The sequence below is a fragment of the Secundilactobacillus collinoides DSM 20515 = JCM 1123 genome, assembly GCF_001435975.1.
GTDB classification, from domain to species: Bacteria; Bacillota; Bacilli; order Lactobacillales; family Lactobacillaceae; genus Secundilactobacillus; species Secundilactobacillus collinoides.
On record NZ_AYYR01000127.1, the window covers coordinates 45784 to 59207 of the forward strand.

At 44.7% G+C, this 13424-nt stretch carries 11 protein-coding genes and 1 other annotated feature; of the genes, 7 read left to right on the forward strand and 4 right to left on the reverse strand.

Going from position 1 to position 13424, the window contains the following annotated elements:
* Positions 1 to 72 precede the first annotated feature (72 nt).
* The 4 genes from FC82_RS15815 to FC82_RS15835 all read left to right on the forward strand — a co-directional run bounded on the left by FC82_RS15815 (position 73) and on the right by FC82_RS15835 (position 3443).
* Positions 73 to 534 (forward strand): ECF transporter S component, encoded by a 462-nt coding sequence (locus FC82_RS15815; protein WP_054761955.1) that lies wholly within the window; start codon positions 73 to 75, stop codon positions 532 to 534.
* On the forward strand, positions 534 to 1385 hold the full coding sequence (locus tag FC82_RS15820) for a PfkB family carbohydrate kinase (RefSeq protein ID WP_056997471.1): 852 nt from the start codon (positions 534 to 536) through the stop codon (positions 1383 to 1385). Before FC82_RS15815 ends, FC82_RS15820 begins: the two co-directional genes overlap by 1 nt.
* A gap of 97 nt (positions 1386 to 1482) precedes the next feature.
* Positions 1483 to 2484 (forward strand): SGNH/GDSL hydrolase family protein, encoded by a 1002-nt coding sequence (locus FC82_RS15825; protein WP_054761935.1) that lies wholly within the window; start codon positions 1483 to 1485, stop codon positions 2482 to 2484.
* A 746-nt stretch (positions 2485 to 3230) separates the two neighbouring features.
* Entirely contained in the window at positions 3231 to 3443 is a 213-nt protein-coding gene (locus FC82_RS15835) for a hypothetical protein (RefSeq protein ID WP_054761939.1), read from the forward strand.
* Between the two features lie 73 nt (positions 3444 to 3516).
* Here the strand turns inward: FC82_RS15835 and FC82_RS15840 are convergent, their stop codons facing one another.
* The gene (locus tag FC82_RS15840) at positions 3517 to 4182 is read right to left on the reverse strand and encodes a histidine phosphatase family protein (RefSeq protein ID WP_056997472.1); all 666 of its coding nucleotides are present in this window, start codon (positions 4180 to 4182) and stop codon (positions 3517 to 3519) included.
* 63 nt (positions 4183 to 4245) lie between these two features.
* Positions 4246 to 7323, reverse strand: a complete 3078-nt coding sequence (locus FC82_RS15845) for a YfhO family protein (RefSeq protein ID WP_056997473.1) — start codon at positions 7321 to 7323, stop codon at positions 4246 to 4248.
* A 514-nt stretch (positions 7324 to 7837) separates the two neighbouring features.
* Here FC82_RS15845 and FC82_RS15850 point away from each other — a divergent pair.
* Together FC82_RS15850 and FC82_RS15855 are read left to right on the forward strand one after the other, a co-directional pair.
* A complete protein-coding gene (locus tag FC82_RS15850; RefSeq protein ID WP_056997474.1) occupies positions 7838 to 8140 on the forward strand; it encodes an acyltransferase family protein in 303 nt (100 codons plus the stop codon).
* Positions 8141 to 8188: 48 nt separating this feature from the next.
* Positions 8189 to 8860, forward strand: coding sequence for a hypothetical protein (locus FC82_RS15855; protein ID WP_056997475.1), 672 nt, complete (start codon positions 8189 to 8191; stop codon positions 8858 to 8860).
* Positions 8861 to 9249: 389 nt separating this feature from the next.
* Here the strand turns inward: FC82_RS15855 and gnd are convergent, their stop codons facing one another.
* Together gnd and FC82_RS15865 are read right to left on the reverse strand one after the other, a co-directional pair.
* Complete coding sequence (gene gnd / locus FC82_RS15860) at positions 9250 to 10149, reverse strand: phosphogluconate dehydrogenase (NAD(+)-dependent, decarboxylating) (protein WP_054761951.1); 900 nt, start codon at positions 10147 to 10149, stop codon at positions 9250 to 9252.
* Between the two features lie 204 nt (positions 10150 to 10353).
* Positions 10354 to 11313: a YdcF family protein gene (locus FC82_RS15865; protein ID WP_056997476.1), complete on the reverse strand. Its 960-nt coding sequence runs from the start codon at positions 11311 to 11313 to the stop codon at positions 10354 to 10356.
* 88 nt (positions 11314 to 11401) lie between these two features.
* Positions 11402 to 11621 (forward strand) — a binding site (T-box leader).
* Positions 11622 to 11667: 46 nt separating this feature from the next.
* Between FC82_RS15865 and tyrS the strand changes: the two genes are divergently transcribed.
* Positions 11668 to 12924, forward strand: coding sequence for a tyrosine--tRNA ligase (gene tyrS / locus FC82_RS15870; RefSeq protein WP_056997477.1), 1257 nt, complete (start codon positions 11668 to 11670; stop codon positions 12922 to 12924).
* Positions 12925 to 13424 lie beyond the last annotated feature (500 nt).

The following is a 13424-nucleotide window of genomic DNA, read 5'->3' on the forward strand; positions in this document are numbered from 1 at the left end:
TAATTAAGTAAAGAGGGAATTGGATTGGGTAATTCTAAACATACATCAACGCGTGAGGTGGTTTACCTTGCGATGCTGGTAGCTGTGACCGTTGTTATTTCGCGGTTCTTCTTAATTCCAGTACCGATGACTCATGGGAACGTTAATCTATGTGACGCTGGCATCTTTATCGCTGCCCTCTTATTGGGTCGCAAACAAGGTGCAATCGTTGGCGCACTAAGCGGCTTTTTACTGGATCTAATCTCCGGCTACTCGCAGTATATGTTCTTCTCACTGGTTGTCCACGGTCTTGAAGGCTTTGTTGCCGGCTGGATCGGTGCCGGTAAGTCACGCGGTATTAAAATTCTTGCGATGGTTGTGGGTACCGTTGTGATGGTTGCGGGATATTTCCTGACCGACTCATTGCTGTACCACGTATCTGTAGGTTTGATCGGGGTACCGACCAACTTTATTCAAGGTATTTTGGGCGGCGTTGTTGCCTATCTTGTATCGATTCCGTTAGAAAACCGTCTGCCGCATTTGCTGGATTCATAATGACAGATCAATATGTAACGTCAGCAAATCCGCTAATGGTGGCGGAGGATCTTTCCGCTATCGGGACCATGTCATTGGGCGTTGCTGTCCCAATTTTAGCGGCTTGCAATGTCCCAGTGGCAAGCGTACCAACGCAGTTACTATCAACGCAAACTGAGGGGTTTGATAACCCAGCAAAACAGTCTTCAGCCAAATGGCTGGAGGCTGTCTTTGCGCACTGGACGCTCGTCAACGTGCATCCAAGTGCTGGTCTCATCGGCTATCTAGGGCAATCGGCGCTCATAACCCAGCTGAAACGCTATTTGGCTGAGCAGTCGCTATCTTGGTTAATTCTCGATCCTGTTATGGCAGACAATGGGACGATGTATCCTGGATTACCCGCTGATTACGTTGAACAGGTACGATCACTAATTACTGAAGCCACCATCATTACCCCAAACTGGACAGAGTTGCAGCTTCTTATTGGTCAATCCCCGCAACCAGAAGCTGATCGTAAACGTGTCCGTCAGGCAGTCGACCAATTGTGGTTGCACGATCCAGACCTTAAAGTCGTCGTAACTGGCATCTCAGTTGGCGACCAGGTTCGAACAATGTGGTTTGAGAACGATTCAGATCACGTTCTAGATACACGCAAAAGACCCGGTCACTTTTACGGCAGCGGCGATGTGTTTACCGCGGTGCTCAGTGGTGGTCTGGCAAATGGGATATCGTTTAATCAAGCCGTTAAACTGGCTGTGAGAGGGACGGCTGTGGCGCTTGACCAGACTGCAAGGGAAGTCCCCGATCGCAGGTTTGGCATGCGACTAAGTCAGTTGCTGAAATACCTCGTGAACACGCTGACGACCCATTAATATTAAATTCCGGCGACAAAATGATTACGAACCCATTATTTGCGGTATTGGAGGGCTATAATTAAAAACATCGAATGGAATATAGGGGGTACGTGAGTTGTTTAACTCAAAGCATCATATCTTGAAGGCAGTCCTCGGCAGCGCAATGGCCGGGTTACTATTATTCGGTATCAGCAGCAAGGCAAGTGCAGCCAAGGTCGATAAGAATTACGCTGTAAAGACCACGACTAGTCTTACCGAGCGGGCCAAAGTAGTCAGTGTTAAGGATCCAACCAAAATGACGACAGCTATTTGGAATTATCCTTACCTTTCAAATAAGAACGCAAAAAAGACGCACTGGTTGAAAAATTACACGGACAAGTCGTTGCTCGTGACCAAGCAGGCAACGTTAAAAAATGGCATGAAGTACGACTATATTAAAGTCGCTAGCAAGCCAAGCGTCAAAGGTTGGGTTTACGACAAATGGATTCGCCAGATGACGATGGCTAGTTTAGGTGATTCGATCACCAAGGGTTGGACGGGCAGCGATTATGCGGCTGATCCATACCCAGAGGTAGCGGCAAGCAAGACGGGCATGAGTGTCACAAACTATGGTGAAAACAACGGGGAAGTTTCCGGTGATACTGACCTGGATCTGACTTACAATATCGAAAATCATAGTTTTAAAAACACAGACGTCATTACGATTGCCTATGGTGTCAACGACTACTTCCACGTATTGTCACTAGCCAAAATTAAAAATACTTTGGATACTGATTTAACTGAACTACAAGCTAAACATCCCGATGCGCAGATCGTCGGCATCCTGCCAATGGACTGTTGGGTCTTGGATTCGACGACAGACACTTATGTGAATGCGGCAGATACCTTGTACAAAGACCACGCTTACTCATTGAGCGATGTCCGCGATACTGAAAAAGAAGTGTACGAAGCTCACAACGTCAAGGTCTTTAATTGGGCGGACTATGAAAGTGAATTTTTGCCAAATGCCGATTCCCGGTTAACCTTCTTTGGCGATAACCGTTTGCATCCTACTGCAAGCAGCTATAAGAAGATGGGGAGCGTACTTGCTACTTATTTGGAGAGTAATTTAAAGTAGCAAGCCGGAAACAGGATGTGGGGCTTGTACAGGCTTGACTTAGTTGGAAAACCCACCATCAGGCAAACGTCCAATAAATTTACAAAATAAAAACCACCATACATTCTTTAAAAAGAGGGTATGGTGGTTTTTTGCGGAATCAAACCGATTTTACGAAATATATTATAGAATACTTAGGCGATCATGCGAGTTACATGGGACACCATTGTCCTTGACTGCTCGCTCAGCTAGGGATTCCGAATCGCATGGCGCTCATGTTTTTGACCCAAAACGTATTGTGCAACGGACGCTGAGCAAAAAAAGGTTCAGAATTTTTTCTCAGAGGGCGGTATGCTTCAATTTCAATCTTTTGCCACACTATGCCAACTTTCATACAAAATTCACAAATTATTCTCAAACTATTCTTATAGTTAAGATAATATATACATATTGAAAGGGAGCTGATTGTTATGACTCAATCTGAACAGACATTCACACGCGGCAGCTTAGTTAAGTGCCAATATCATGATGAGATGCACGCCGGGTTTATTGGGCGGGTTCAGCGCGTCTTCTCGGATCGGTTGGTCGTGGAAGTAATGAACTTTTATTTCAAGGATCGCCGAGTCGTCGAAAAGCATCAATATTCTCTTGTTGTGTCGAAGTGTGATGCCAGAGTCATGCATATTGTCCAGTGTCGTACTGACGAACCATCCCGCAATCAAAATCATCACTAATACGCTTTTTCTGACCTAAAGGAGGTCCTCGTCATGCTCAAAGTAAACGATCTCGTCCAATGCCAACCAAACGGTAATCTCAAGCGCTCCTTCATTGGCCAAATTGAAAAAATTTATGAACGCTCTATCATGGTTAAAATTATTGATCATCACATTGAAGACCGATGGAAAGTCATTGAACTGACAGGAAGAGTCATCGTCAGGATGCAGAGTGTGGCGCTGGTGCCTGCCATTGCAGAATCATGACACAAAAAAATACCCAGTTGCGTGTACAGACGAGAGAAGATTCTCGTTTACAGCCAACTGGGTATTTTAGTTTTTATTTTGCAACGTAGTCTATTCTGTTAAAGAAGTCGACGTGGATGTTGTCATCCGTAATGGTCAACTTTGTAATGCTCCCGTTAATGGTGGCAAACCCTGTGTCTAATTCAGGTGCATAGCGGTCGACGATGGAGCGAATCGTCATCCCGTGGGAAACAACCAGGGCAATGTCGCCGTCCTGACTGTTGGCACGCAGCTTATTGAAGCCGCAATCAAGGCGTTCCCAGAACATGTCGTTACTTTCAGCCTCACCGTAAAGGTCGGCTTTATGAATCAGGTCGCGGGCCTTCTCTAACCCATAGGTGCCAAGCACAGCCGATTCAGAAGTCAGATTGACCTGTTCACCCACGAACTGCCACATTTGATTCAGGTCATTTCCTTCAAAATAACCGTGGCACTGTTCGCGAAATTCTGGGTATTGATAGCTAATGATGTTGATGTTTTCGGGATTAGCTTTCAAAATATGGCTGGCGGTTTCAATAGCACGACCGGAGTCGGAACTGTAAGCGGCGTTAAAATCGAGTGCCTTTAATTGTTGACCAGCACGGTCGGCGTCAGCAATGCCCTGTTCGGTTAGGGGAGAGTCGATCCAGCCCTGAACCTTGTTATAGTGATTTAACATGGTCTGCCCATGCCGTACAAAATATGCTGTAATTGTTTTCATGATTAAAACGCTCCTCATCAAGTAGTGTGTCTAACCAATTCTCTCTGTCTTAAGTATACCAAATTAGGGGTCATTCGGCAGGATTCGCCGCCGAATTATCAACCAAATACTGCCACTGAGAAGTAGTATTACGCCAACGACTGATGCAATGATACCAATCTTGAGACCGGGTGTTTCGTAAGTAAGGACGATCTTGTGACGGCCTGCGGGAATCTTAGCCCCGACAAAACCGCTGTTGACCTGTTGCGTATCGGTTTGGCGGCCATCAACGGTGAGGTGCCAACCGGTTGAATATGGAATTGAGGTCGTCAATACCGTCCCCTTGGTTGCAGAACTGGTTCCAGCCACGTAGTTGTTTGTTACCTTCAGCTTATTTAATGACTGAGCTCGTAATGTGCTTGTTTGTTGTCGATATCGGCTGCCAAGCGGCACCGCAATAATGCGAACGTCTTTAAATGTTAGTCTTTGGGCGTTGGTAAATGATAATGAAATGGTTTTTCGTAATCGGCTGGAATATCCCATATTGAGCAATAAATGATGTTTTGGCTCATAGTCGGACATGTTGTTGATGCCCAGCTGAGTAAAATCTGTTTTTGTGTGGTTGGCAGATACGGTGAGGTCATAACTGTCAAAGAAGGGCGACTTGACAATGGTTCGCCATGAGTTCAAACGCTGGCCCTTGGTAAATGGCGTTCCAGCCATTTTGTAGCGGTTGGCCGCCAATGTTTGGCGCTCATTCGTATCAGCAAACGAAGCGTGGATCCCTGATAATTCAACGTAGAGTTCGCAGTTCTTATACCGCTGAGGGTGTTTTAGAGTTAATTGGTAAGTCTGTCGCTGTCCCAGCAGGTCACTGGTCATTGTGGTCAACCCGTTTAGATTTGTTTTTTGATTGTTGGTAATCAGCTGCTGGTTTTGTTTGAGCAGCCGTTTGATCGTTTTAGACGGATGCTGAAGGTTCGTTGCAGCGGCATACTGTTTAGCTTCTTTGGGTGATAATTGATCGGCATCTTTAACGGATTTGGCTGAAAGGGACTGATTAGTGTTATTGTCGAGCCGGTAACCGATCGCCTGTTGCAGAGTAGTGATTGGCAAACTAGTTGTACTAACACTATAGGCAACCGATTTGCTGACTGGTTTTGCCGTCGTTTGTGCCACACCGGAAATGTGCTTGCTCGTCTGTACCCCAGTGAGCAGTGCCTGTTCTTTATCTGGTTCTGACAATCGGTTAAACGATTTAGCGGTGAGCTGGCTGGTCTGCAAATATGCTAATGGAAGGGCGTACTTGTTTTTGAGAACCACTGTGCCAGTCCCGTTTCCCAGTTGATAGACGGGGTGATCAGCAAATACTTTTGCGTGACCGGACTTGGTTTTAACCGCGCTGAAACCATACGGATGCGGCGCTTTGTTGACCCAATCATCCTGACGGGTAAAGAGGTATTTGACGCCTAAAAGGCTCAGCATTGTGGTTCGATTATCGACGTTTCCGGTCGGGTTATTCATGGCCGTCTGCGCGTTTCCAAGTTCACGATTAAAGCTGTCCACCGCGCCGCTTTGAACTGAATAGTAGGAACTAATGCTGTGCGTGCCAAGCAGCATACTGAGGTTGTTGCCAACGGTTGGCATGGTGTAGTAGTCGCTTGAATTTGCTGTACGATAGAAGGTGTGGTCGATTTTTTTGAGGAATTGATCAGCTTGATCGAAGAAGTTTGTTGTCCATTTTGCAGCGGCACCAGTTCGGATCTCATTCTTTGGTGCATCGCTGTAATTGCTGCTGTAAAAGCCAAGCCCGGTGTTGATCAAATTCAGTGTGATCACGACCAGTAGGACTGGTTTTATTCTGGTCGCAGGCGCTGGCTTCAACAGGGCGTCCGCGAAAACAAGAAGAAAGGCCAAAAACAAGCCGAAACTCATAAAGAAGTGTGACCCAGTTTTGAAAATAAACCCGTTTGTGCACCATACAAGGATGATGATGATCAGCGTTACACCAAGAAACCAGCGGAAATCTGCCACTGTTAAATCGCTGAGGTGATCAATAAAGATTGCTGTTAACACCGCAAAAACGAGTTGAGCGAGCAGAATCCAGCGGTTTGATGGTGTGCTCATAACGTTCATGACGGCTGCAAACTGCGGCAGCAGTAAGCCCAGTGCAGTGAGTATTACCAGTGTATTTAACGCCCAGTATCGTTTGAATCGGCGCATCATCCAGATAATGGCAATTAGTGTGAGGCCGCTCAGCCCAAGGACAGTCCAATAATAGATGGTGCCGTTAGCGTTCAATAATGATGAAGGCAATCGTAAGTAGTAAAGTTGCGGATAAGTGGTTAGACCATTCGCAAAAATTGCTGCGCCCGACCGCGACGAATGGATCATCGCAATGATTATTGGCAACAAAATGACGCTGGCGATAAGGAGTGCGACCACAAGGGCAAGGATAAAGGCGCCGATAACGCGACTGATTGGCCGCGACTGTGCGTGCTTTGCTCGCAAGTCAAAATAGCGAATGACAGCGAAGACAAAGGCACCGATGCCCAGTACATAGGCAAAATAAAGGTTGCTGACCAGTGCAAATGCGGTGACGATCGTTAACCCAAGCGGCGACTTTCCTTGATAGATGCGCTCAATAAAGAGGCACAGCAGCGGAAAGAAAATAAGCGGCAGTAGAAAAAATGGATGGTGAAAGCTGACGTAAAATGTAAACCCGTTAAAGGTATAAATGAGGCTGCCAAAGAGGGTTCCACCGCGTTTTAAACGAAATTGTCCGGCAAACACCATAAAGGCGAGGCCAACACCGTAAAGTCGCATAATCGTCAGCACCCAGTAACCAAATTCAATGCGATCGGCTGGGAAGAGTGCAATTAAGTAGCTGAATGGATCCCCTACGACGTAGTACGCAAACGTTGTCATTTGGTTGGCACCGAGTCCCAGATTCCAGGACCAGCTAAACAGAGACTGGTGGGCAGTCCCGTGCAAAATGCGATAAAATTCTTTTAAAATCGGATAATGCTGGGCGATACCGTCCAAGTTCCAAATTGTTGACGCCCCGAAACTGCTTAACGCGCCGAATGTAACGGCCACAATGAGAGCAAATAATATTGTGTATACGACCCACACCGGCATTTTTTCATAAGCCTTTTTCACCATGATCTCTCCAAACCTACAGTAGTGATTCTATTATGACACAGTTTGCCCTGCTAGGAATAGACCAAACGTTGACTTCGGAATGGATTACTGTGTTTGTATCAATGCGGAACAGGCGTTTGATTTACGCATTAGTTCGGCTTGCTGACCAGAGACAGTTGGGTGACGTTCGTGAGTATATGCCATGCGTGGAAGCAACGGTTGGTAATTAAGGGTTGATCTGCCGGGCATGACCTTGATGCAATATAGCAAGCACGGTTTATTATGGCGTTGAGACCGGGACTTCTTTAAGTTTAATGTAGTAGTTAACGAACGATGATAGTTCGCACATTAGGTAGGGTTTGAAGAAATAACATCGCTTGAATGCAAAAGGTTATTTGCGTCATAGTGATTTTCAGCGTCGCTTTGAGTTACTTTTTGCTACTCTTTTAATTACGTTTGTGTAATATAGCTCATTTTTTCTTATTTTTAGGTAAAATAGAGCAAGAGAACTTGTGTGGAAGGATGAGAATTGATGGCAAAACGCGTTGAATGGGTCGACATGGCCAAGGCGATTGGGATGATTGCTGTGGTACTTGGTCATGCCATTCATCCGCTGGTGGCGGATCCAAAAATGAGTACAGCTTTTTCAGTCATATATTGGTGGCATATGCCACTATTCTTCATTATTGGGGGTTTTTTCTTAAAACCTCTGAAACAAACGTGGCCTGGATTTCGCCACTTTATCAAAAGAAGAATCGTGCCGAATCTTAAAAGTTACTTTTTTGCTGGCAGCATTTTAATTTTGATCAGTCATTTTGTCAGGGGACATAGTTGAACCTACACGGCGTTTTACTTTGTCCGCTTGGTCTATGGTGGTCAGACTTTGAATCATGATCTATCCATTTTTTGGTTTATGACCGTCTATATATTGACCGTCATTGCAGTGGAATTAATTATCACTTGGGTCAAATCGATTCCCGCCCAGTTTTTCATTGCGCTAACGCTGTATATGACCGGGATGACTTATAAGCATATGGAATTCTTCCAATACAAATACCTGCCGTGGGATGCGGACATTGTCTTACTCACAACGCTGTACATGTTGTGCGGGTATTATGGGTTTAAGTACTATGACAAGATACCGCATAAAAACTACTTGATTGTGGCCACAATGGCGATTTATGCTGTGCTTATTATTGCCAAGTATCGCGGTATTTTACGGTTTAGCCTTTATTTGAAATCACATAATATTGCCAATTCGTTTCTAGGCCTATTCATTCCTTTAATTGTCTGCTTTATGATATTTATGGTGAGTGATTGGTTGATGAAAATCGGCGGTATATTTAGATGGTTGCTACCATTTGGCTGGTATTCGAGTGCCATTATGTATATGCATAAATTAATTCTAGATTCATTCGCCATTGTGCCAGTTTTGAACCACTGGGAAATTCAGTGGGTGGCCGGTTTGATCATTCCCGTTTTAATTGCCATGACCTACAGAAAATTCAGGGTTGCGCGCGCGATTCGGCGTGAGGCAAATACGCCGGGACCGTAATATGATGTTATGGTGTAGTCACAGGCGTGCTAAGTGTGTTGTCAGTTGCCCGCATAAAATGACGGAAATAAAATCAAATATTTGACCAATCGTCAAAAAGAGTGGGATCAGAGACGGTTTTGCTCCCAGAATATAAGGCACCTCAGACCAAAATTCATCAGGAATTGTGATCTGAGGTGCCCTATTTGGCTGAGAGCAGCCACTTATTATTCGGTTGGACTTAATAACCTTGATGCGTGAGAGCGTTCAGTTTAGTACAATTTTGAAAAACCAGCCTTTTTTCAGGCTTTTTGCGGTTGGAGTTGGAAGATCACTTTGCAGCACACTGTATTAAAAAACGCCTGCAAAATTATTTAATCTTGCAGGCGTTTTGATTAAGTTTAATGTGATTAGTTCTTGTCCATTGCGTGACCACCAAAACCGTTACGTAAAGCTGAAACAACTTTACCATTAAAGGTGTCATCCTGCATTGAACGGAAACGAACTTGAACGGCGTCAGAGATAACCGGGGTAGGAACACCGTGAGCCATGGCGTCTTCAACAGTCCATTGACCTTCACCATTTGAGTGCATGCGGCCCTTGATCTTGTCAAGGTTAGCATCCTTAGCAAAGGCAGCTTCAGCCAATTCAATCAGCCAGCTGCGGATAACAGAACCGTGGTTCCAGACCTTAGCAACGGCTTCGTTGTCGTAATCAAAGTCAGAAGCTTGCAATACTTCAAAACCTTCACCGATGGCTTCCATCATACCGTATTCGATACCGTTGTGAACCATCTTCAAGTAGTGACCAGAGCCGGCTTTACCTGTGTAAAGGTATCCGTCTTTTTGAGAGATATCTTCAAATAGTGGGCGAATCGTCTCAAAGGCATCTTTATCGTCGCCGCCGATCATGAAGTTCCCACCATTCAAGGCACCGCTCCAACCGCCTGATGAACCGCAATCAAAGTAATGAACGCCCTTTTCCGTCAGAAGACGGTTGTGACGCAAAGAGTCTTTCCAGAAAGTGTTTCCGCCATCGATAACAATGTCGCCTTCGCCTAAAGCGTCAGCTAATTGATCAACAGTGGCGTCAGTTGGTTTGCCAGCTGGAACCATGATCCAAACAATTTTTGGTGATGGTAATTGGCTAACCATATCTTCCAAAGTAGTGGCAGTAGCAGCACCGTAAGTAGCGGCTTCTTCGACTAACTTAGTATCAAGATCAAAACCAACGACTTCGTTATCGTGACGAAGCATGTTTTGGGCTAAATGGATACCCATTTTTCCTAATCCGATTAAACCTAATTTCATTAGAAAAACTCCTCGTTTCGTTTTTGTGTTTTCTTCTTGTCAACGTCATTATTATATTAGAAAACTGGCTGAAAAACAAGCTGAAATGTAAAAGATTTTCATTTTTATTTACAACTGTGTAAAGAGATTGTGAATGTTAATGAGAATGAAAACGTTATCATCATACGGAAAACGGGGTGTTCATTTAAAAATAAGCAATCGAAATTAGTGGCATATACCAAATAATAGGGCAATAACGGCACCAGCCGCGCCCCAGATTGCTGCCAACGAATAACGGTAGTAATAGGTGAGGGCGACCAGTTCCCGCATCGTTGCGGAAAACAGGCTTTCAGGGCTTGTCGGGGCAGCTAGAACACCGATGGTTGAAAAACCGTCATTTGCGGCAAGAAGCCGACTTCGGGTGACGTGGTAGTCGCTTGTGGCAAAAGCCGTATCAGCAGGTAACTGAGGGTTTAAAATCAGTCGGCTAAAACGAAAATTTTCCTGGGTGGACGTCGCCTGGTTTTCGAGTTCAATATTTTTCGCGGGCACGCCGTTCTGAATAAGGTAGGCGGCCATTGCCTGAGCTTCGGTCTGTGGTTCATCGGCACCCTGACCGCCACTCACCACAATAAGGGGTTTATGATCCAGCTGATGATACGCGCGCAGAGTACAATCAAGACGACGGCGGAGTGTACGGGATAGACCGTTGACAGTGACTTGTGCACCAAGAACGATAATGATTTTGGGGTGACTGATTTGGTGAGAAATTGCCATTCTTGTTGTAACGAAATAAGCGGCCATTAATAAAAGTAGTGATAACCATACGCACGCAAACCATATGATGATGCCGCCAAAAATCGTCTGCACTACCCAGTATGCTGGTAGGATGAGCAAATTAAGGGTAATCAGGACGGTGGCCAAGGGCATCCAGAAGCGTTTGACGTAGGGTTTCCCATGAGTCAAAGCTTTGGCGCCCCATAGAATGGTAAGATTGGCAATTACGATTACCGTCGTCATCACCAGATCTTTGGGGTGCCGCACGTGCAGGACTTGTTGTGTCATTAGTAACTCGCAGGCTGACACTGCCAGGGTGACTACCGCAAGCTGATGAATGAGGCTCATCGGGTTAATCAGTACGGCAAGAAAGACAACGATAAAGAGCGTCACAGCTATCCATAGCATTCAGTCACCTCCAATCATTTTCTCCAATTTACCATACTTTACAGGCAGAATGTTGCATTGACTTTTTGGTGTTTCATTTGTATGATTAATATCAGCTATGATACAGACAGTAGGTTGGCGATGAACGAGTAACTAAGGGACTTGGCGGTGACTGTAAGCCAAGCGTTACGACAACTGAAGTACACTGTGGAGCGGATCTGGATTACAGTCTAGCGGACCATCTCGTTATCGATGTCGAGAGATTGTTTCTTCTATAATATAGAAACAATAACTTGGGTGGTAACGCGGAATTTATTCTCGTCCCTATTAGCATGATGCTGGTAGGGACTTTTTTAGTCTTAAGGAGGGCTACTTGTGACAATTTTAGATGAATTGAAATGGCGGGGTGCCATTAATCAACAAACGGATGAGGCTGGTCTGAGCGACCTGGTTAAAGAAAAGGCGGTTGGATTATATGTCGGCATCGATCCAACTGGCGATTCAATGCATATTGGTCATTTGATTCCATTCATGATTTTAAAACGATTCCAACTCGCTGGTCATAAGCCAGTAATCGTCATTGGCGGTGGGACAGGGTCGATCGGTGATCCCAGCGGTAAGAAATCGGAACGGGTTCTTCAGACCATGGCTCAAATCCACCACAACGAAGACGCCATTACTGCGCAAATGGAGCATTTGTTTGGACAAGACGGTAGTTTTAAAATCGTTAATAACTACGAGTGGTTATCAAAGATGTCACTTTTAGATTTTCTTCGTGATTATGGTAAGTTGTTTAACGTCAACAACATGTTAGCAAAGGAAGTCGTTGCTTCAAGGCTGGAAGTTGGTATTTCATTTACAGAATTTACTTATCAAATTTTGCAGTCGGTCGATTTTTTACATTTGTATCAGCATGAAGACGTGCAACTTCAAATTGGTGGCGCGGATCAATGGGGCAACATCACTGCAGGGATTGATCTGATTCATAAAATTGAAGGTAGTGAAGCGCGGGCATATGGGCTAACGATTCCCTTAATGCTCAAAGCAGATGGCACTAAGTTTGGTAAAACGGCCGGTGGTTCTGTGTGGCTTGACCCAGAAAAAACAACGCCGTATGAATTTTACCAGTTTTGGTTGAACCAGGATGATCGGGATGTTGTCAAGTATTTAAAGTATTTCACTTTTCTTAATAAGGAAGAGATTGACAATTTAGCGCAGAAAGTCGAGACACAGCCAGAAAAACGTGAAGCGCAACGTCGCTTAGCGCAGGAAGTCACGTCCTTCGTGCACGGTAAGACCGCCGTTACAGAAGCCGAAAACATTTCTAAGGCACTTTTTTCAGGTGATGTGTCTGCATTGTCTGCGAGTGAAATTGAACAAGGGTTTAAGAACATGCCATCGGTTGATATCACGGCTGAGGTTCGCAATATTGTTGAATGGCTTGTCGACGTCACTAGTATTGAATCGTCACGGCGACAGGCACGGGAAGATATCACTAACGGCGCCATTCGCATTAACGGTGAAAAAGTTACAGATGTCAATGCACAGATTGATCCTAGTGCGCATTTTGATGGTAAGTTTGTTATCGTGCGACGTGGGAAGAAAAGATATTTCTTAGCGAGAGTTAAATAAGACTCAGCATTAGAATATTAACTGCGGCTAGTGTTGCGGTTAATAAAGCACCCACTAAAAATCCAGCGTTGGATTTTTAGTGGGTGCTTTATTCTGTATAAATGGAAACAGTATTTCGAGGGATAGAAATTAGCTTAGTGGCTAGCTAAGGATAGTCGGTGTTCATCGATTTAATCGTTTTAGAGAATGTTTTTTTAAAAAAGAGTTGACGTTTTTTGAAAGTCTGGTATAGTTATATCTGTTGTCGCGAACGGCAACGCCAACCTGTACCAATATTAATTAAATAAAATTGGTTGTTGACAGAAACTGTTCGAGATGATACTCTTAATAAGTTGCTTCGGGTAACAAGAAAAGCCTTTGAAACGTTGGTTTTAAAAGTTTTCCTTGACACCGAAATAACGATAAGATACAATTTAATAGCTGATTCGTAAAAGAATTTGCTAGGTAGACCTTTGAAAACTGAACAAAGTTTTGTTTCACAAAGTGCAGGGCATATCAAC